The organism is Bacillus sp. 22-7, from assembly GCF_010628845.1.
GTDB lineage: Bacteria > Bacillota > Bacilli > Bacillales > Cytobacillaceae > Cytobacillus > Cytobacillus firmus_B.
In genome coordinates this window covers 63933-83552 of record NZ_NJQY01000023.1, presented here as the reverse complement: position 1 = coordinate 83552, position 19620 = coordinate 63933, and the positions used below count along the sequence as shown (strand labels likewise).

Annotated in this window: 23 protein-coding genes; 17 read left to right on the top strand and 6 right to left on the bottom strand. The window is 45.5% G+C overall.

Going from position 1 to position 19620, the window contains the following annotated elements; all coding sequences use genetic code 11:
* Nucleotides 1-193 precede the first annotated feature (193 nt).
* The 5 genes from mobA to CE058_RS17295 all read left to right on the top strand — a co-directional run bounded on the left by mobA (nt 194) and on the right by CE058_RS17295 (nt 3414).
* Nucleotides 194-805, top strand: coding sequence for a molybdenum cofactor guanylyltransferase (gene mobA / locus CE058_RS17315; protein ID WP_048009473.1), 612 nt, complete (start codon nt 194-196; stop codon nt 803-805).
* 89 nt (nt 806-894) lie between these two features.
* Nucleotides 895-1359 (top strand): molybdenum cofactor biosynthesis protein MoaE, encoded by a 465-nt coding sequence (locus tag CE058_RS17310; protein WP_048009472.1) that lies wholly within the window; start codon nt 895-897, stop codon nt 1357-1359.
* Nucleotides 1352-1582, top strand: coding sequence for a molybdopterin converting factor subunit 1 (gene moaD, locus CE058_RS17305; RefSeq protein ID WP_163144317.1), 231 nt, complete (start codon nt 1352-1354; stop codon nt 1580-1582). Before CE058_RS17310 ends, moaD begins: the two co-directional genes overlap by 8 nt.
* Nucleotides 1583-1888: 306 nt before the next feature.
* Complete coding sequence (locus CE058_RS17300) at nt 1889-2908, top strand: thiazole biosynthesis adenylyltransferase ThiF (protein ID WP_163144315.1); 1020 nt, start codon at nt 1889-1891, stop codon at nt 2906-2908.
* Between the two features lie 107 nt (nt 2909-3015).
* Complete coding sequence (locus CE058_RS17295; RefSeq protein ID WP_163144313.1) at nt 3016-3414, top strand: hypothetical protein; 399 nt, start codon at nt 3016-3018, stop codon at nt 3412-3414.
* Between the two features lie 110 nt (nt 3415-3524).
* Here CE058_RS17295 and CE058_RS17290 read toward each other — a convergent pair whose 3' ends face one another.
* The gene (locus CE058_RS17290) at nt 3525-3854 is read right to left on the bottom strand and encodes a YflT domain-containing protein (RefSeq protein ID WP_048009468.1); all 330 of its coding nucleotides are present in this window, start codon (nt 3852-3854) and stop codon (nt 3525-3527) included.
* A 174-nt stretch (nt 3855-4028) separates the two neighbouring features.
* Between CE058_RS17290 and CE058_RS17285 the strand changes: the two genes are divergently transcribed.
* The 3 genes from CE058_RS17285 to CE058_RS17275 all read left to right on the top strand — a co-directional run bounded on the left by CE058_RS17285 (nt 4029) and on the right by CE058_RS17275 (nt 5742).
* Complete coding sequence (locus tag CE058_RS17285; RefSeq protein ID WP_163144312.1) at nt 4029-4706, top strand: uracil-DNA glycosylase; 678 nt, start codon at nt 4029-4031, stop codon at nt 4704-4706.
* Nucleotides 4707-5068: 362 nt separating this feature from the next.
* Nucleotides 5069-5344 (top strand): YwdI family protein, encoded by a 276-nt coding sequence (locus CE058_RS17280; RefSeq protein WP_076257038.1) that lies wholly within the window; start codon nt 5069-5071, stop codon nt 5342-5344.
* A 26-nt stretch (nt 5345-5370) separates the two neighbouring features.
* Nucleotides 5371-5742: a DUF423 domain-containing protein gene (locus tag CE058_RS17275; protein WP_035328075.1), complete on the top strand. Its 372-nt coding sequence runs from the start codon at nt 5371-5373 to the stop codon at nt 5740-5742.
* Between the two features lie 88 nt (nt 5743-5830).
* Here the strand turns inward: CE058_RS17275 and gerQ are convergent, their stop codons facing one another.
* On the bottom strand, nt 5831-6343 hold the full coding sequence (gene gerQ / locus CE058_RS17270) for a spore coat protein GerQ (RefSeq protein ID WP_048009464.1): 513 nt from the start codon (nt 6341-6343) through the stop codon (nt 5831-5833).
* A gap of 183 nt (nt 6344-6526) precedes the next feature.
* On the bottom strand, nt 6527-7270 hold the full coding sequence (gene hemQ, locus CE058_RS17265; RefSeq protein WP_035328069.1) for a hydrogen peroxide-dependent heme synthase: 744 nt from the start codon (nt 7268-7270) through the stop codon (nt 6527-6529).
* 384 nt (nt 7271-7654) lie between these two features.
* Between hemQ and pta the strand changes: the two genes are divergently transcribed.
* On the top strand, nt 7655-8632 hold the full coding sequence (pta, locus tag CE058_RS17260; protein WP_048009463.1) for a phosphate acetyltransferase: 978 nt from the start codon (nt 7655-7657) through the stop codon (nt 8630-8632).
* Between the two features lie 194 nt (nt 8633-8826).
* Nucleotides 8827-9669 carry an octanoyl-[GcvH]:protein N-octanoyltransferase gene (lipL, locus tag CE058_RS17255; RefSeq protein WP_163144309.1) on the top strand — a complete coding sequence of 281 codons (843 nt, stop codon included), beginning with the start codon at nt 8827-8829 and terminating at the stop codon, nt 9667-9669.
* 227 nt (nt 9670-9896) lie between these two features.
* Here the strand turns inward: lipL and CE058_RS17250 are convergent, their stop codons facing one another.
* Nucleotides 9897-10649 carry an RsfA family transcriptional regulator gene (locus CE058_RS17250; RefSeq protein WP_048009461.1) on the bottom strand — a complete coding sequence of 251 codons (753 nt, stop codon included), beginning with the start codon at nt 10647-10649 and terminating at the stop codon, nt 9897-9899.
* A gap of 355 nt (nt 10650-11004) precedes the next feature.
* Here CE058_RS17250 and CE058_RS17245 point away from each other — a divergent pair, with 355 nt between their 5' ends.
* The 3 genes from CE058_RS17245 to CE058_RS17235 all read left to right on the top strand — a co-directional run bounded on the left by CE058_RS17245 (nt 11005) and on the right by CE058_RS17235 (nt 13364).
* Nucleotides 11005-11229 carry a YuzB family protein gene (locus CE058_RS17245; protein ID WP_048009460.1) on the top strand — a complete coding sequence of 75 codons (225 nt, stop codon included), beginning with the start codon at nt 11005-11007 and terminating at the stop codon, nt 11227-11229.
* Nucleotides 11230-11511: 282 nt separating this feature from the next.
* Nucleotides 11512-12813: an HD domain-containing protein gene (locus CE058_RS17240; RefSeq protein WP_048009459.1), complete on the top strand. Its 1302-nt coding sequence runs from the start codon at nt 11512-11514 to the stop codon at nt 12811-12813.
* Nucleotides 12814-12854: 41 nt separating this feature from the next.
* Complete coding sequence (locus CE058_RS17235) at nt 12855-13364, top strand: YwgA family protein (RefSeq protein ID WP_048009458.1); 510 nt, start codon at nt 12855-12857, stop codon at nt 13362-13364.
* 278 nt (nt 13365-13642) lie between these two features.
* Here CE058_RS17235 and CE058_RS17230 read toward each other — a convergent pair whose 3' ends face one another.
* Nucleotides 13643-13828 carry a 2-hydroxymuconate tautomerase gene (locus CE058_RS17230; RefSeq protein WP_009332324.1) on the bottom strand — a complete coding sequence of 62 codons (186 nt, stop codon included), beginning with the start codon at nt 13826-13828 and terminating at the stop codon, nt 13643-13645.
* 184 nt (nt 13829-14012) lie between these two features.
* Between CE058_RS17230 and CE058_RS17225 the strand changes: the two genes are divergently transcribed.
* On the top strand, nt 14013-14672 hold the full coding sequence (locus CE058_RS17225) for a site-2 protease family protein (RefSeq protein WP_048009457.1): 660 nt from the start codon (nt 14013-14015) through the stop codon (nt 14670-14672).
* A gap of 37 nt (nt 14673-14709) precedes the next feature.
* Nucleotides 14710-15222 carry a YwhD family protein gene (locus tag CE058_RS17220; RefSeq protein ID WP_163144308.1) on the top strand — a complete coding sequence of 171 codons (513 nt, stop codon included), beginning with the start codon at nt 14710-14712 and terminating at the stop codon, nt 15220-15222.
* Between the two features lie 183 nt (nt 15223-15405).
* On the opposite strand, the gene CE058_RS17215 is transcribed toward CE058_RS17220, so the two are convergent.
* Nucleotides 15406-17475 (bottom strand): transglycosylase domain-containing protein, encoded by a 2070-nt coding sequence (locus CE058_RS17215; protein ID WP_163144306.1) that lies wholly within the window; start codon nt 17473-17475, stop codon nt 15406-15408.
* A gap of 258 nt (nt 17476-17733) precedes the next feature.
* On the opposite strand from CE058_RS17215, the gene speE reads away from it, so the two are divergent.
* Together speE and speB are read left to right on the top strand one after the other, a co-directional pair.
* Entirely contained in the window at nt 17734-18561 is an 828-nt protein-coding gene (gene speE / locus CE058_RS17210) for a spermidine synthase (protein ID WP_009332318.1), read from the top strand.
* A 60-nt stretch (nt 18562-18621) separates the two neighbouring features.
* Nucleotides 18622-19500 carry an agmatinase gene (gene speB, locus CE058_RS17205; RefSeq protein WP_076257277.1) on the top strand — a complete coding sequence of 293 codons (879 nt, stop codon included), beginning with the start codon at nt 18622-18624 and terminating at the stop codon, nt 19498-19500.
* Nucleotides 19501-19620 lie beyond the last annotated feature (120 nt).

Here is a 19620-nt window from a genome sequence, read left to right as displayed (position 1 = left end):
CCATCGGTTTATAGGTTTTTCTAAAAAAAGGTAATTGGTAGCAGAATAGAGATAAGAAGAAAGTAGGAGGGATCCAAAGCGATCCGCACAACCGGCAGGCCTTTATCAAAGAAACCCATTGGATTAGATGGTAAAATAAAACCACAAGGATAGAATGTCGCTGTTCCACATCACACAAAGTCAGGTGAAGAATATGAGTACAACAGGCATTATTTTGGCAGGAGGGCATTCGAGCCGTATGGGGGAGAATAAGGCTCTGCTAAAAATACAGGGAAAAACAGTGATTGAACGTATTGCAGATTCATTGGCTTCTTATACATCCCAGGTGATCGTCGTTGCGAATAAACAGGATGAATACCGGTTTCTTGGGCTTCCGATAGTCAGTGACAAATGGATAGAAAAAGGTCCGCTTGCAGGAATTCAAGCAGGTCTGTCAGCGTCATCAACCCAAAAAAATCTGATTGTTGCCTGTGATATGCCTTTCCTATCTGTGAATTTAGGAAGAATTCTTCTAGAAGAATTAAACAGCCGTCAGGCCGCTGTACCGGAAATGGAAGGCCGCCTTCATCCTCTGTTTGCAGCTTACCGAAAAGATGCTAAAGAAGCCGCTGAACAAGCTCTGATGAATAATCAATTAAGAATCCGTGAATTTTTAAATGAAATAGACACTGCCATATTAAGAGATGAAGAACTGAAGAAGAGAGGTTTTCTAGCCAAGGATGCCTATTTTTTTAATATGAATCATCCGGATGAGTATCGGCAGGCACTAAAAATGGCAGCTGAAGAGGAAGGAAAATCAAATTAAACAATCAGCCATTTCACTTCCGGCACAGGATATGTCAAAATGAAACAAATAAGGCTAGAAGAGTTTTTTTCTATAAATGAGGTGATTCCATGAATTTTGAGATTTCAAAAGAACCAATCGATATTCAAAGTGTGATCGATAAAGTGGTGCAGCGGGAAGCAGGAGCGATTACGACCTTCATCGGAACCGTCCGCGAGCTGACTCACGGCAAAAAAACACTGTACTTAATCTATGAAGCATACGAAGCCATGGCTGTGAAAAAACTGGAGCAGATTGGAACCGAGATAAAAGAACGCTGGAACGGGGCAGAAGTGGCGATTACCCACCGCACAGGCAGGCTGGATATTACCGATGTAGCGGTGGTCATTGCCGTTTCTACTCCACACCGTGCCGATGCTTATGAAGCCAACCGTTATGCGATTGAAAGAATTAAAGAAATTGTGCCGATCTGGAAGAAGGAACATTGGGAAGACGGCGAAGAGTGGATCGGCAATCAGCTGGAAACAGTGGCATATCCAAAAGGGAAACCGGAGGCGGAGGATTTAAATGAATAAAATTATGTTTTTTGCCCATTTGCGGGACCGTGTTGGAGAAGAGTCTGTAACAAGAGATGTCAGCGGCAAAACCATCGCTGAGCTGAAACAGCTGCTTGAGGAAGAATTCGGGCTGAAGCTTGATTCAGTCATGGCAGCCGTGAATGAAGAATTTGCTTCAGAAGAAGAAGTCATTCAGAACGGAGATACGGTTGCTTTTATCCCTCCAGTCAGCGGCGGGTGATGCAGCTTTTATCGCAGTCTAACGGGCAGTAAGACCACCACTTCAATACTCAGAGGAATCAAAGGAGAAGAAGTGGGGTCAAACTGCCCAATCTAGCTGCGGCTCCTAGGGGCTCGAGGTCATAAGCCAATCAGCTGATGGGAAGAAAATCGTTTCCCGCCATCTGCTCGTCTTATGCTTGTCACCCCTGGGCAAGTCGCCTCGCTTTATAATGTAAAGGCCCGATTAGTTTAACTAACAATCATTGGGGGATGAGGGAAACCCCCCACTGATTGAAGTTTCACTATATAGAGAGGAGTGACCCTATTGTCTGAAAGGTATTCACGCCAGACCCTGTTTGCGCCGATTGGAAAAGAGGGGCAGGAAAAAATCCGCTCTAAGCATGTGCTGATTATCGGTGCCGGCGCACTTGGCTCGGGAAATGCGGAATTGATGGCGCGTTCCGGGGCCGGCAAACTGACGATCATTGACCGTGATTATGTCGAGGAAAGCAATCTGCAGCGCCAGCAGCTTTTTGCAGAAAGCGATGCAGCGGAAAAAATGCCGAAAGCGGCCGCTGCCGAAAAGCGGCTGAAACAGATTAATAGCGAGGTTGAGATCCGCTCGATTATTGGCGATGCTACTCCGGAAAAGCTGGAGGAGCTTGCTGAAGGGGTGGATCTGATTCTCGATTCAACTGACAACTTTGAAACCAGAATGACCATTAATGATATCTCCCAGAAATATACTATTCCGTGGATTTATGGAGCCTGTGTCGGCAGCTTTGGCATGAGCATGACCATCCTTCCAGGGAAAACGCCATGCATGAATTGCTTATTGAAAAAAATCCCGATCCAGGGGATGACCTGTGACACCGGCGGGATTATTGCGCCTGCTGTGCAAATGGCCGTCGCCCATCAGGCGGCAGAGGCACTGAAAATTCTGGCTGAGGACTGGGAAGCAGTAAGGACCGCCATGGTCAGCTTTGATTTATGGCGAAACCAGTACACAAGCATGAAGGTGTCAAAAGCGAAGGATGAAGGCTGCTTATCCTGCGGAAAAGAACGAACTTATCCTTACCTGCAGCCGGAAAACATGATGAAATCCACCGTTCTCTGCGGAAGGGACACTGTTCAGATCCGCCCTCCGAAAGAACTGGAAATCGAGTTCACGGAAATCGCCCGTCAGCTGAAATCAATCGGCTATCAGGTGAAAGGCAATCCATATCTGCTTTCCGTCGACATGGAGGAGCAGCGGATGGTTCTTTTCAAAGACGGACGCGCCCTGATCCATGGTACAAAGGATTTAGCGCATGCGAAGTCCATTTACCAGCGGATTATGGGGTAAGGTGAAGCTTCAATCAGTGAGGTTGAACCAAAACTAGTGCTTATTGATCATATATGACCCTCTGTCTTTTCTGTAAAATAAATACAAAACGACAGAAGAGGTTAACGATGATTACATTTATGTATTTTTTCGGCTATTTATTTGATCAGCTGCTGGTTAATTTTATTGGGTTCATTATGATTCTATACAGTTTTATCATGCCGGTTACGCCATTGTATAAAAACAAGCGTCCTGCCGATTTGATTGTTCATATCAGCCGAATCCTTTTCGCTATCATTCTCCCTTTCCTGAATTTCTTCTACTTTTTATTCAATAGCGGAGATTGGGCAACAGGGAACGGCATAATAGCGCCGGAGCATTTTTATACGTTCATCTGGATTCAGGCAGGGTTGATTGTATTGCCTGAAATCGTATTTTTCATCCTGTCAAAAGTCAATATAACCAGAGTATGGTGGTATGTACTGTACCCGGTTCTGCTTATAGGGTTATGGATTTGGATGTTTTAAGGGCACAAAAAAGCGATGAACAAGTTCATCGCTTTTTTATATTACTGCCTAGCTCCAGCGCCTGCCACCTCGAGGTGTCGGGGGTGAGCAAGGCGCCTCCGCTTTTCTAATTATTTTGCTTCATCTGTACCCACAATAACTAACTTGCCTTCATCCAATACTTTTTCATATTGTTCTGCTTCTACGGTTGTTAACCCAACAGATTCAAATTTAGAACGAAGCTCATCTCCGCGCTTTTTGAAGACATTTCCGACAGAATCGAATAAGCCCTGTTCCTTCATGCCGACTTCGCCTGTATCTGTCGCATCAGAAAGGTGCTCGGAGCGATCCTTGTCGTGTGCGAAAATATAGATGTTGTCCTTATTGAATCCCTGGCTTTGCAGCATTCCAATTGCATCAGTAGCTTGTACACCATTTTCAACAACTTCAATTTTATACATATATAACATCCTCCTTAAAAGTTTTATATTTAAGGGCAGCTCTTCCTGCCCGTTCTATTTATTACATATCCACTCAGAGATTTTTTAAACATGTAGGCAAGAATGATAGATTATGGCATGATAGCCAATGGGTATGAGAATAACAGTTCAAATAAGAGGAGGGAGAGTTGGCAAATGAAGCGTATCTTAAGAAATGACTGGCAGGAGATTTTGGCAGAGGAATTCGAGAAACCCTATTACCTTCATCTTCGTGAATTTTTGAAAAAAGAATATGAGGAGCAGATCATTTACCCGAAGCAGGAGGATATTTTCAATGCGCTCCAATATACAGCTTATAAAGACGTAAAGGCAGTGATATTGGGGCAGGATCCTTATCACGGGCCGGGACAGGCACATGGATTAAGCTTTTCGGTTCAGCCTGATGTAAAGCTGCCTCCTTCACTGAAAAATATATTCAAAGAAATGCAGGATGATCTTGGCTTCAGTGTGCCAAATAATGGCTATCTATTAAAATGGGCCCAGGAAGGGGTACTGCTCCTGAATACCGTTCTGACCGTCCGCAAAGGGCAGGCGCATTCGCATAAGGGGCAAGGGTGGGAAACGTTCACCGACACGGTTATCCAAAAATTGAATGAGCGGGAACAGCCCGTTATTTTTATATTATGGGGAAAACCGGCACAGGAAAAAGAAGTGCTGATTGATGCTACCAAACACTTTATTATAAAATCACCGCATCCCAGCCCATTTTCGGCCAGAAAAGGGTTCTTTGGGAGCAGGCCATTTTCAAGGACGAATGAAATCTTACAGAAACTTGGGGAGGAGCCAATTGACTGGCAGATTCCTAATCTCTGATTCTTTTCGCCATGTTTCACGTGAAACATACCGTTTTATGCAAGAAGTGCTCGAAATATGCTCTGTGTACAAAGGAGAAAAACAAATGAGTTCACAGAAGATCGATTGTTTTAAGTGCAAATATTTCTATGTGACCTGGGACCGGAATCATCCAAAAGGCTGCAGGGCCTTTCAGTTTAAAACAAGGCAGATGCCCTCTCTCGAAGTTTTCAGGGCATCCGGCCATCCCTGTTTGCGTTTTGAAAAGAAAACCTGATAAACTTGAAATGCTAGTCATTCTGGCCGTTTTTAGGCAGGCAGTTTCCCTCCCCGAGTGCCGGGGATGGACAAGGGCTGCTTTTTTATAGAAAGAGGTGTAGAGGGTGAATATCTCTGTTCAGAAGCTATTAGGGAAGATGGAAAAGGAATTGCTGGAAGCAAAAAGCAGCTCTTCCGACGCCAGAATCAGAGAAAGAGTGCAGGCGATCAAGTCGTTATGCGAGCTGGTTTTGGATGAGTCGGATGCAGGAAGTGTAGCTGCTGTTTCGTCTATTAGCCATACATACAATGCGCCGCCAGCAGCTCAGCCGGCGAATCTGCAGCCAAAGAAAATGCAGATGGATGATGAGGCGAATGGCGATTCATTGTTTGATTTTTAAAAAAGAGATAAGAGGTGCAGGGGACTATGAAGCTATTTATTATCATTGGGGCTATTAATGCCTTTTTATCAGTCGCTTTAGGGGCTTTCGGAGCTCATGGACTTGAAGGAAGAGTGGAGCCGAAGTATTTAGAAACATGGCAAACAGGTGTAACCTACCAGATGTTCCATGCAACAGGCCTTTTGATCATTGGCGTTCTGCTTGGCAAGCTGCCGGCAACATCTTTATTATCCTGGTCAGGCTGGCTGATGGTGATCGGCATCATCCTGTTCTCAGGAAGCTTATATGTGCTGACTTTAACCAAAATCAGCGTGCTTGGTGCCATCACTCCGCTTGGCGGAGTCTCATTCCTTGCGGCCTGGGTCCTGCTGATTATTGCGGCAGTAAAATATCTATAAAAGGAAGGAGCTTTGACTTGGGGTCAAAGCTCCTTTTTCTTGCGGAAGATGGCTGAATTTTTAGCCTTCAGAAGCAAAGCCTTTCCTGTTACCTTGGCGAATACTGCGACAATCCCTGTCCTCCGCCGCCAAATGGGTATTCATATTCGATTTCTTCATCAAACGTCACATAGTCTAAGTAAATCATCGGAAGAAGGATACGCTGCCCTGTTTGAGGATCGCTCAGAATCAGGTGATCCCGCCCGGCAGCCTCAATGAGGCCTTTGAATATTTTGGCGTTCCATTCCGTATTGTTCTCAAATGTGGCATATACTGTCGCAAGTTTCCCTTTGTTCAGGCGAAGAATGTTTTCGATATAGGATTGTTCAAGCGGAAGCATTCCCGGAATAGATGGAGCAGCTGCCATGCCGCCCATGCCGCCGCCAGCGCCTGCACCTGCACCTGGAAACATTCCCCCTGAGCTCGCATTTGGCATGGCTCCGCCTGTTTGTGCCGGCTGAAACTGCGGCTGGGCCTGAAAGTTCTGCGGCATTTGCGTGCCGTCACTATAACGCTGCTGGTAACCATAATAAGGGTATTGACCATAATTTGATTGACTCAATTTAGTCCCTCCTAAGTATTAAAATCAGCATTTTCTATCCGCGTATTTGAGAGTAGACTGTCGGACAGTCCTGCGGGTTGAATTTAAAATAGAAACTCACTATTTCATTACTATGAAGGGGCATGTTTTTTTATAACCGGAAGAAAAAGAAAAACTCCCAGCCGAAGCCGGGAGCTTTACTTATTAAATGTGAAGGAACTTTTCTACTTTGTCCTCTTCCAGGATGTTTCCAACAAAGAAAGAGCCGAATTCGCCGTAGCGTGCACTTACTTCATCAAAGCGCATTTCATAAACAAGCTTTTTAAATTGAAGGACATCGTCAGAGAATAGGGTAACGCCCCATTCGTAATCATCGAAGCCAACAGAGCCTGTGATGATCTGTTTTACCTTTCCGGCATACTGGCGGCCGATCATGCCATGGCTGCGCATCATATTGCGGCGGTCTTCCATCGGAAGCATATACCAGTTGTCATTGCCCTGGCGGCGCTTGTCCATCGGATAGAAGCAGACATGCTTCGCTTTTGGCAATTCAGGATAAAGGCGTGCCAGGATCTGCGGATTCTGGTATGGATCTTCTCCTGCAGGCAGGTAGTTGCTCAGCTCGACAACAGACACATATGAATGAACCGGAATCGTGAATTCAGCTAATTTTGATTTGTTGAATTCGTTTTCAATTTCATTCAGCTCTTCCATAGTAGGCCTTAAGATCATCATCATAAAATCAGCTTTTTGGCCGACAATTGTATAAAGGGCATGACTGCCGTTTTTCTCGCTTTGTGTTGTGTTCCACTTGTCCACTAGGGCCATAAATTCGTGGATCGCTGCCTGGCGCTCTTCGCTGGGTACCATTTTCCAAGTTGTCCAATCAACTGTGCGGAAGTCATGTAAACAATACCAGCCATCAAGCGTTACTGCTGCTTCACTCATTATAATCACTCCTAATATGTACTGAAATTCTCATCCCTACTATACCATAGTTTCTCCAATTAACATGTGTACAAAACTTGAAATGTTGGAATTCCTCATGGTGACAGGTACCTATACCAGCTCGCCTAAATGGTGAAGGTGCCTGTCTCCGCAAAACCCCGTTTACAAAGAGGGCATTATGGATATCTTAAAAAAGGTATGAAGCTGCGGCAGCAGAAGGATATTTATTATTGGAAATTTACCGAAAACAAAAACATTTTATTTGTAAACGCTAACAGCGGGTGAACTCCTTGAAATTCTTAGGATGAAGAGTATTCTAAGGGAGTATATAGGAGAATTTCTATTAATTTGAACGGAAAAATTATGGCCGTAGGAGGAATTAGCATGAGTGACTTATTCACAGTATTGAAAGAAAAAGTAACAGGGCAGAATTTACGAATCGTTTTTCCGGAAGGACAGGATGAGCGCATTTTAGCGGCTGCCGGCAGATTGGCTGCAGAAAAAATCATCACTCCAATCCTGATTGGAAACATCGCGGAAATTGAAGCGAAAGCAAAAGACATGGATATCAGCCTGGATTCAGCTGAAATTTATGACCCAAACAACTTTTTAATGATGGATGAGCTTGTGGCTGCATTTATTGAAAGACGCAAAGGCAAAGCGACAGAAGAAGATGCGCGCAGAATCCTTCTGGATGAAAACTATTTCGGAACCATGCTCGTCTATGCGAATAAAGCAGACGGCCTGGTGAGCGGTGCAGCGCATTCTACAGCTGATACAGTGCGCCCGGCACTGCAAATTATTAAAACGAAAGAAGGCGTGCGCAAAACATCGGGTGTCTTTATCATGGTCCGTGATGATGAGAAATATGTTTTTGCCGATTGTGCCATCAACATCTCGCCTGACAGCCAGGATCTGGCGGAAATTGCGATTGAAAGCGCGAAGACAGCCAGAATGTTCGATATCGAACCGCGTGTAGCAATGCTGAGCTTCTCTACAAAGGGCTCTGCCAAGTCTCCTGAAACGGAAAAGGTTTCGGCAGCACTTGAAGCAGCTAAAGTTCGTGATCCGCTATTGATTATCGATGGGGAATTCCAATTTGATGCAGCATTTGTTCCATCAGTAGCAGAGAAAAAAGCTCCGGATTCACCAATCCAGGGTGATGCGAATGTATTTGTTTTCCCTAGCCTGGAAGCCGGCAACATCGGCTACAAAATTGCCCAGCGCCTTGGAAACTTCGAGGCAGTGGGACCAATTCTTCAAGGCTTGAACCGCCCGGTTAATGACCTGTCCCGCGGCTGCAACGAGGAAGATGTCTATAAGCTTGCTTTAATTACAGCAGCACAGGCTTTAAATCAATAATACAGCATTTTAGAAGCCGGTCCCTTGTGACTGGCTTTTTTGCTATAATGTATCTGGATATGGCCATTGGCCGATATAAAGCGATCATTAACCGATAAAGCTGCAGTTAGGCCATCAATCTAAAGGATATTGCGATTAAATAGATAAATTCTGCCGATTAACTCCAAATATCGGCAAAAGGGGATCAAATAAAGATGAATTCGCAACAAGATTTGCTTTTTCAGGAAGAATGGCGGGTCATTGACCAGTCTGCTGCGGGAATCCACTTAAATGCCCTGCACTCATTTGGAATGGATGATACGCTCTGTGCTTCTGTCGGAGCCGGCGGGGCGCCTGCCACTGCGAGGACATGGGTGCATCATAATACGATCGTGCTTGGCATACAGGATACGAAGCTTCCTTTCTTGAATGAGGGCATAAATTTTTTAAAAAGCCAAGGCTATGAAGTGATCGTCCGAAACTCCGGCGGCCTGGCTGTTGTCCTGGATCAGGGAGTCCTGAATATTTCGCTGATATTTCCTGAAAGGGAGAAGGGAATTGATATAAACCGCGGATATGATGCGATGTGGGTGCTCATCCAGGAGATGTTTTCTGATTTTAATATAGAAATAGACGCGCGTGAAATTGTCGGCTCCTATTGCCCGGGAAGCTATGATTTAAGCATCGGGGGACAGAAGTTTGCAGGCATTTCGCAGAGGCGTCTCCGCAATGGCGTGGCTGTTCAGATTTACCTGTGTGTGGATGGCAGCGGAAGTGAGCGGGCCGATCTGATTGGCAAATTCTATTCTCTTGCTAAAAAAGAAGAACAGACGAAATTCGAATACCCTGAAATTCAGCCGGCTGTCATGGCTTCACTGTCGGAATTGCTGGGGACAGAGCTGACGGTTCAGGATGTGATGCTCCGCTTTCTCCAGTCCTTGAAAAAGAAATCCGGCCGCCTTTATGCAGGGCAGCTGACAAATGAGGAGGCAGGCCTGTTTGAGGGCTATTCCCGCCGTGTTATGGAGCGGAATGAGAAAGTGCTTGGCAGCGAATAAATAAAAGAAGAGCCGCAGTCGTTATCGATCTGCGGCCCTCCTTGAAAGGAATTGCTGCCATTTTCTCCTGCTCCCTATGCCGGGAAGAGTTTTGAACTTTGATAACTGTCTAGCTCCAGCGCCTACCCCCTCGAGGTCATAAGCCAATCCTCCCAGCAAGGCAAAGAACGCCTTACCGTGATGCTCGTCTTATGCTTGTCGGGGGTGAGCAAGGCGCTTCCGCTTTTCTATTCCGCGACTCTCTCCAAATTGCCGTTGCGGTCCATTTTGAACTTGGATGCCGGCCTTTCTTCTTCATCAAACAGAACAAAATTGCGGGCTCTGTTCATGATTTTCATCAGTGTCTCGTAATCTTCCTGAATGGTTACCGTATTCTGCTCCAGCTTGCCGATTTTGCTCTCAAGCTCTTCATTTTGGCTTCTGAGATCCGCATTTTCGCGCTTCAATCTTTCATTCTCATTCTTTAGTATATCAACCTGTATCCCAGAATGATTCAATGTTTGCAAGTATGCGATAACGGTATCCATATCCAGCTGTGCGGGTGCCGTGTAAACCGGCTCTGAATAGGTGTAGGATGGAACCGTTTCTGTCTGCACAGTCGCTTCATCCTCTGTGCGTTCCTCGTAAAAGTCTGCCGGTGACGGCGGTACGATCGCATTTGTCTGAACTGGCGCTGCTGAGACCTCCTGCATCGTCGGAACCGGCGGAGAGTATAAGAGTTTCTTCTTGCCGCCCTGATCCTTTCCTAGCATTCTTTGTCTCTGCTTGCGCTGTTTTTTGGCCAGCCCAAGCGCTTTTTCATATTGATGCCTCACCACAGCGTTCCAGCGGAATCCGCATGCTGCTGAGGTGCGGTTCAGCTTGTCTCCAACTTCCTCAAAAGCGTTTAACTGTGTGCTGCCTTCCCTCACATGCCGCAAAACGGTCTCTGCGAGCAATAAATCGTTTTCATCTGTCCAAGCGTCCTGACGTATTTTCATATAACCTCAACTCCCTAAATGATTACTTTTTGCTGTTGCCTTAGTTAAAGGATGGACAAACCTGGCAGATTTTATACAAAGGTGATTAAAAGGATAGTAGATTATTTTAAAAAATTTTATTTTCGCTAGATACGTATGGCAGTTTTGTGAAGTTTACTAAGATTCACCACCCAAGTTAATGATTACAGCTTGCAATGAAGGTCGATTAGTTTTAAAATAGCCTGTAGCAGTTGGGCAGGGCAGTCCTTTACTTTGAATAGGAATGCCGTGCAGCGGACATGCTTTAACGAAGAAGATAAGGCGCAGAAAGCGCAGGGATATATAAAAGATTGACCGCAGAAAGGGTTGTACGAAGATGGCAAACGAATTCCGTGTTTGCGACGATTGTCAGGCAGTAAATCTGAAGACATTGGTACCGCGATTAAAAGAAATAGATCCAGAAGCAAAAATTGATGTCGGCTGCCAGTCCTATTGCGGACCAGGCCGCAAAAAAACATTTGCTTTCGTCAATAACCGTCCCCTTGCCGCACTGACGGAAGAGGAATTGATGGAGAAAATCAATAAAAAGCTGAAAAAATAAAGATCACCCTGACTCCTGTCCTGCGGTGATTTTATTTTTTGCCTGAGTTTATGATTTAACCCTGATTGGTAAATAGACTTAGGAGGCAATATTGTTTTTAGAAAAGTCGAAAAATATTTCTTGGCCAGATGATTGATGTATCGCGGTTTCTGTCGAACAGCCATGAAAAACGGTGAATTTTGTGATGAATTGACACTATAATCGGGATATAATAAGTATACGCCAGAAATTGGGAACAACAGGTTCGGCGTGCGTGGAAACAGGAAAAGCGGAGGGTACGGAATGGCATATTCAGCGGAAAAGTTAAATGAGGAAAAAGTATTCAAAGACCCCGTTCATCGGTACATACACGTCAGGGACAGAGTCATCTGGGATTTAATCGGGACAAAAGAGTTTCAGCGTCTCAGAAGAATTAAGCAGCTCGGGACAACTTATTTAACCTTCCATGGTGCTGAGCATAGCCGCTTTAATCACTCGCTCGGAGTTTACGAGATTGTGCGCCGCATTTCCGATGATGTCTTTTTGGGAAGGCCGGAATGGGATGAAGAAGATCGCATCCTGACTTTATGCGCGGCACTTCTCCACGATTTGGGGCACGGTCCGTTCTCGCACTCTTTTGAAAAAGTATTCGACCTGGATCATGAACATTATACGAGGGCGATCATTCTCGGAGACACCGAGGTCCATCATGTGCTTACAAGGGTAAGTGCCGATTTTCCGCAGAAAGTGGCGGATGTGATTGCCAAAACATCTAAAAATAAGCTGGTCGTCAGCCTGATTTCCAGCCAGATTGATGCGGACCGGATGGATTATCTGCAGCGGGACGCTTATTTTACTGGTGTCAGCTATGGACATTTTGATATGGAGCGGATCCTGCGTGTCATGAGGCCGCGGGAAGATCAGGTCGTGATTAAGCAGAGCGGGATGCATGCCGTTGAGGATTACATAATGAGCCGCTACCAGATGTACTGGCAGGTGTATTTTCACCCGGTTACCCGGAGTGCAGAGGTCATCCTGACGAAAATCCTGCATCGCGCGAAAGATCTGCATGAACAGAAATACAAGTTTAAATATGATCCGATCCATTTTTATTCTTTATTCAATGGGGAGATCACTCTTGAGGATTATATAAAGCTTGATGAAGCTATTATTCTTTATTATTTTCAGATGTGGCAGGAAGAAGAAGATCCGATTCTTAAGGATCTCTGCTGCCGCTTTATGGACAGGAATTTATATAAATACGTGGAATTCGACCCGGCGAAAGAATACAAGAAGCTGGCCGAGCTGTCGGCATTATTTAAAAAGGCAGGCATGGATCCTGAATATTACCTGGTCGTCGATTCTTCATCTGATTTGCCTTATGACTTTTACCGTCCGGGGGAGGAAGAAGAAAGATTGCCGATTCATCTGCTGCTGAAAAATGGGGATATCCGCGAGCTTTCCCGTGAATCAGAGATCGTAGATGCTATTTCCGGGAAACGCCGAACCGATCATAAGCTGTACTTTCCGGCTGATTTTATTGCAGACGACAGTAAAAAGCCAAACATTAAAAAGCAGATTAAAATGCTGCTGGAAATTGACTAAAACATAGATACGGGAAAAAACGGAGTAGGAGATGAAGAGCTTTGTTAAAGGATCACGCCAAACTAATGCACGCCATTGCAGTCTCTGAAGAAATCGTGGGACGGAAAAAGCTGCAGAAAATGATTTATATCGCCAAGAACATCGCCTTTCCCTTTCAGGAAAGATTTCAATTTCACTTTTACGGGCCATATTCGGAAGAATTGACACTAAGGGTCGAAGAGCTTTGCAACATGGGATTTTTAAACGAAGTAAAGGAAAAAAAGGGCGGTTACTATCAGTATCGCTATACGCTTACTGAAACCGGCAAGGAATTTTTAGGCATCAACGCAGTCGATATGCCGAGCCTCCAGGACTGCCTGCTCGATATGAACGGCCAAAATGCCAGATTCCTTGAACTCGTCTCAACGGTCCTATATTTCAATGACCTGCCAAAAGAAGAAGTGAAAGAAAAAGTCTTTACCCTGAAAAGCAAACAGCGCTACACGGATGAAGAAGTGGAACAGGCATATCAATATATTGAAAGCTTAAGAGAAAAAGCCGGGCTGCATTAAGTGCCCGGCTTTGTTTTTTACTGAAAAAGTCTTACCGCACATAAATTGTTTTATGCGCGCTGAAATTGGGCTGTCCGCACAGAAAAATTATTATGCGCACAGAAATTTGTGCTATGTGCACAGAAATTTTTTATGCGAAAGTAAAACCGTGCTATGCGCAATTATATTTTTTTATCCGCAAGTAAAATCGTGCTATCCGCAAATAAAACCGCTCATTATGCAAAAACTCATAAAAAAGGCAGTCTCCGTTATCGGAAACTGCCTCTTTTTACGCAATTTTACTGGTCGCTTAAGCGTTTTCCGCCGACAGCATAATGATTTTTGGACATTTCTTCGATAAATACGACGATTTTGTCTTCTGGTGCTCCAGTTGTTTCACTGACGGCCGCTGTTACTTTTTCAGCGAGTGCTTTTTTCTGTTCCTCAGTACGGCCTTCAAGCATTTTCACGGTTACGTATGGCATTTCTTTTCCTCCTTATTATGTATGCTTGTTTGTATTTTTCCACTTTTTCCTGCAATGTGCAAGCCTGATTCCCTTTGACCAGGCGTTCATGTATACTTTTAGGTAAATAGCAGCGGCTTTTCCTACATAGTATGTATAAATAAAGCCTGGCTTTTTTAGCCGGCAGGAGAGGGAGTTTTGGCTTTTGGAACAATTTTTGGCGTTTTCTCTCAGGGAGATTCCCTATGTGGCGGTAACATTGATGATTGCCTTTACGGTTCATGAATTTGCCCATGCCTATATGGCATATAAGTTTGGGGATTCCACTGCAAAGAACCAGGGAAGGTTAACGTTAAATCCCATGCAGCATCTGGATCCGATTGGGACGATCCTGATTTTTATTGCAGGTTTCGGATGGGCCAGGCCTGTACCGGTCAACCGCTTCTTTTTCAAAAATCCGAGGCTTGCCGGGATCTCTGTCTCCATTGCGGGACCGATATCCAATCTTGTGATGGCTGTTCTGGGGTTTTTCATCTGGTATGCCCTTGCCGGAACTGGTCTCGCAGCTTCGTTTCCAGCGTTTGTGGCAGATTTCCTGAACATCTTTATTCAGCTGAATTTAGTGCTGTTTGTATTCAACCTGCTGCCGTTTCCGCCGCTCGATGGCTATAGAATTATTGAGGATCTGGCGCCGGCCCATATTCGCCCGAAAATGACCCGGTTTGAGGCATACGGCTCCGTTATTTTCCTGATTCTTGTCATTACCCCGCTGGATCAATACACCATCCAGCCGATTTTTAACACCGTATTGCCGGTTTTGGCGAGCGGCCTAAATGATTTTTTCTATGAATTATTTATGACATAATAATAAGAACCCAGTACTTGCATAGGAGGACGTGAAGATGGAAGAAAAAAAGAAAAAGAAAGTCGATTTTAATATTATTAAGAGCGACCCGACAGATGGACATGGCGGATTCGGGGTCGGGACTCTGAGCCTTGATAATGTGACACCGGTCATCATTGATGTGGATGCCGGGGAGGCGTCTATTGAAGTGGGTGCCATGCATGCGCGCAGTCCAGTAGAAAAAGGCATTAAGTTTTTGAAAAGCAAAGAGGAAGTGCCAAACGGAAAGCCGTACTGGCTGATTTGGATTTCTATTGACCGCAAAGAGGGAGGCGCCTACTATGCAGGTGTTACGGCCTGCGAAATGACGGTCGACAGGGAGATTCGCCGGGGCTACAAATCGCTGCCCGAGCATGTGAACCGCATGGATAAATCGATTAAAAGACATATCATCGTGGATCATATGGACGAGAAATCCAAGAAGGTGTTGGCCGATTTCCTGAAAAACCATGACGCAGGCATGTGGGAAAGATCGGCGGAACAGCTAAAAACAGATTTACAAGCCATTTAGAAAAAAAGTCTAATTTTGTGACGAAATTGTGACATTTTTTTGACGTGATTTTCTAACTACTTGTACAATTCCCATAAAAAAAGTAAACTAATTAACAGTGTGAAGGCACAGTATAGCACTAGGACACGAAAAACCCCGGGATTCGGACCCCGGGGTTTTTCATTTTTTATTTATTAAGGTGTGTCACGAAGCCCACCGGAACAGTTTCTTATACCAAGGTGTCTCCGGCTTCTTTTCAGGCTGCTCTGACTTTTCCTCTTTTTTGTGGTTCAGGTGGTCTGTACAGTACTCTGCTGGTTCTGTGCCTTCTGCGAAGTAGGTAAGGCGCTTGACGGGGCAGTTTTCCCCGGCTATTTTTCCGTTGGCCGGGTCGATGTAGACGCCGGCTGTGCCTTTGGGTGCTTTGAATTCCTTGGCCGGCTTCCCTTTATGGGCTTCTTCCATGAACCGGATCCAAATGTTTTTGGCATACGTTTTTTCAACGGTTTTTGTAATGACCTGGCCTTTGTCATAGCCGGTCCATACTGCGGTAACCAGCTGAGGTGTAAAGCCTGCCATCCAGCTGTCCGTTTCGGTTGAGCCCGACTTGCCTGCATACGGGCGGGTCATATCGTTGATGACTGTGCTGCCGGTTACCTGGGCATAGCCGTTCAGCTTCCGGTCAAAGATTCCCGTCATCATATGGGTCATAACGAAGGCGAGATCAGGCTTCAGAACCTTCATCTGGAACGGCTCCTGCTCATAGATGACTTCGCCTTTATGATTTTCCACGCGTTTAATCAGCACCGGTGATACCTTTTTCCCTCCATTGGCAAACATGCTGTAGGCGTTCGCCAGCTCAATGACTCTCATACCCGATGTGCCGAGTGCCAGGGACGGCACCTTCGCCATTTTAGAAGTGATGCCAAACTTCTTAGCTGTATTCACAAGCGTCTCTTCTCCTAAAAATAAATGGGTTTTCACTGCATACACATTGTCAGATAAAGCCAGCGCCTGGGCCATGGTGATATCGTCATCCGCATATTTGCTGTTGAAGTTATGCGGAGTGTAGTCCGGTGTGCCGTCTTCGAAGCGGAATGTCGTCTGCTCGCTTCGGATTGGAGTGGATGGGGTGAATCCCTGCTCCAATGCCGCGTAATAAAGCAGCGGCTTGATCGTCGATCCCGGCTGCCTGACTGCCTGGACTGCCCGGTTAAAGGGACTTTCCTCATAATCCCGGCCGCCGACCATCGCTTTGACATAGCCGTTTTTCGGGTTCATGGCTACAACCCCGACCTGAATTTCCGAGTCTTTTGAAATCATCTTATCTACTGTTTCTTCCGCGATTTCCTGTTCCTTCAGATCCAAAGTGGTATAAACCTTCAATCCGCCCAATTCAATGGTCCGGTCATCCAGCTTCAGCTGCGTTTTAAGAGCATTGCGGACCGCATCCTGGAAATAAGGGGCCGTTTTCGCTCTCGGGTGCATGTGCTCTCCGACAAGCTCAAGCTCCTCTGCGGCAGCAAGATCCGCCTCCTTTTGGCTGACCATCCCGTTCTTCACCATCGTCTGCAGAATCACCCTCTGCCGCTGTTCTGCTTTTTCCGCTGATGCAAATGGCGAGTAAATGCCAGGACCCTTAGGAATTCCGGATAAAATGGACGCCTCAGCCAATGTAAGCTCTTTGGCATCCTTCCCAAAATAAAACTGGCTTGCTGCCTGTGCGCCATAAGCTCCATTGCCGTAATAAATCGTATTTAAATAGCCTTCAAGGATTTCCTTCTTTGTATAATTCATCTCAAGCCTTATGGTATAAAAAGCTTCAAGCAGCTTCCGCTTCCAGGTTTTTTCGTGCTCGAGAAACAGGTTGCGGGCATACTGCTGGCTGATGGTGCTGGCCCCCTGAACCTTAGCCATTGCTTTGAGGTCAGCGAGCGCGGCACCGGCAATTCTTTTATAATCAAAGCCATTGTGATCGAAGAAATTTTTATCCTCAATCGAAACCGTCGCATCAACCAGATGCGGGCTGATATCATCAAGAGGTGCCCAGTAGCGCTTTTGCCCGTTGTGGCTTTCTCCAATCACCGTGCCATCCTCAGAGAAAAATAAAGTCGACTGCGGAACAGCGAGCGGCGGCGGTCCCAGGATTTTGGCATATACCAGAATGCCCCCAATCATCACAGCGGCTAAAGCCATTCCTATTAAGCTAATAATGAGAAATGCACGCAAATATTTCATTGTTTTTCTGAAACGCTGATCGGTCATTAACTCCAAGTGTGGCACCCCCTGAATCTTTCTAAGTGCAATGCGGAAAATAAAATAAGCATAAGTACATAACTTTAGTATTGAAAAAAGAGTCCGATTTTAAACATCTTCTCTATTAAAAAGCGAAATTTTTCTTGCAATTTTGCTAGATTCATCTATACTTTTTCTGTGTTTGTTATTTGCATGTTAGGGAAGTATAAAAGATGAAAATGCTTTTTGCTGCTCTTTATTGATAATTCATTTTTTTATGGAAGGAATGATTAAAGAATGGGACTTTGGTTTACAGAGAAACAAACAGAGAACTTTGGCATTACGATGAAGGTGAAGCGTACTTTACATACAGAACAGACAGAATTCCAGAAGCTTGATATGGTGGAAACAGAAGAGTGGGGCAATATGCTGCTTCTTGATGACATGGTTATGACTTCAATCAAGGATGAATTTGTGTACCATGAAATGGTTGCGCACATTCCTTTGTTCACACATCCAAACCCTGAAAACGTACTTGTAGTAGGCGGCGGGGACGGAGGCGTTATCCGTGAAGTCCTTAAGCACCCAAGCGTGAAAAAGGCGACTCTTGTAGATATCGACGGAAAGGTTATTGAGTACTCAAAGAAATTCCTTCCTGAGATTGCAGGCAAGCTTGATGACCCGCGCGTAGATGTACAGGTGGGCGATGGCTTCATGCACATTGCTGAAAGCGAAAATGAGTATGATGTAATCATGGTTGACTCAACTGAGCCGGTAGGACCTGCGGTAAATCTATTCACTAAGGGCTTCTATGCTGGGATCTCTAAAGCTCTAAAAGAAGACGGCATCTTCGTAGCCCAGTCTGACAACCCTTGGTTCAAAGCGGACCTTATCCGCAACGTGCAGCGCGATGTGAAAGAAATATTCCCGATCACCCGTCTATACACTGCCAACATTCCTACGTACCCAAGCGGCATGTGGGCGTTCACAATCGGCTCTAAAAAATACGATCCATTAGAAGTAAGCGAAGACCGCTTCCATGAGATCGAAACAAAATACTATACAAAAGAACTGCATAAAGCGGCATTCGTATTGCCTAAATTTGTTGCAGACTTAGTGAAATAATGGACAGGCTGCTACTCAGAGCAGCCTTCCTGAATACATAAAAAGTGAGGGATGACCTTGGTGCGTTTTGATGAAGCCTATTCAGGCAATGTGTTTATTAAAAGCCATCCTAGTTACGAGGAAAGTGAAGCGGTCATTTATGGCATGCCGATGGACTGGACGGTCAGCTATCGTCCGGGCTCCCGTTTCGGCCCCGCCCGCATCCGCGAAGTGTCCATCGGGCTTGAAGAGTACAGCCCATACCTGGACCGCGAGCTGGAAGAGGTAAAATATTATGATGCCGGCGATATTCCGCTGCCATTCGGAAATCCGCAGAAAAGCATCGATATGATTGAAGAGTTTATCGATCAGCTTCTGGCTGAGGGTAAATTCCCGCTTGGCATGGGAGGAGAGCATCTGGTTTCCTGGCCTGTTATCAAAGCGATGTACAAAAAATATCCGGATCTGGCGATTATCCACATGGATGCCCATACAGATCTTCGGGTGGATTATGAAGGGGAGCCATTATCCCACTCAACCCCGATCCGCAAAGCAGCTGACCTGATCGGGCCAGGCAATGTCTATTCTTTTGGCATCCGTTCCGGCATGAAAGAAGAATTCCAGTGGGCGAAGGAAGTCGGCATGCACATCTCCAAATTCGAAGTGCATCAGCCATTGAAAGAGATTCTGCCTAAGCTTGCCGGACGTCCGGTCTATGTAACAATTGATATTGATGTACTGGATCCTGCCCACGCGCCGGGAACAGGCACAGTGGACGCAGGCGGCATCACATCAAGAGAGCTTCTTGCTTCTATCCATGAAATTGCCCATTCAGATGTAAACGTTGTGGGAGCTGACCTTGTCGAGGTCGCGCCTATCTATGACCCATCTGAACAAACGGCCAACACAGCCAGCAAACTGATCCGGGAAATGATTCTGGGATGGGTGAATAAAAAATAACGGGGACCTCGGTCTCCGTTTTTTTTATTCGACAAATTTCGAGCGGTGCCTGTCTGGCTCCACAAGGAACGCTTCGACAGCATCATCATCGCACGACTAAAAGCATTAGCTTTTCGGAGG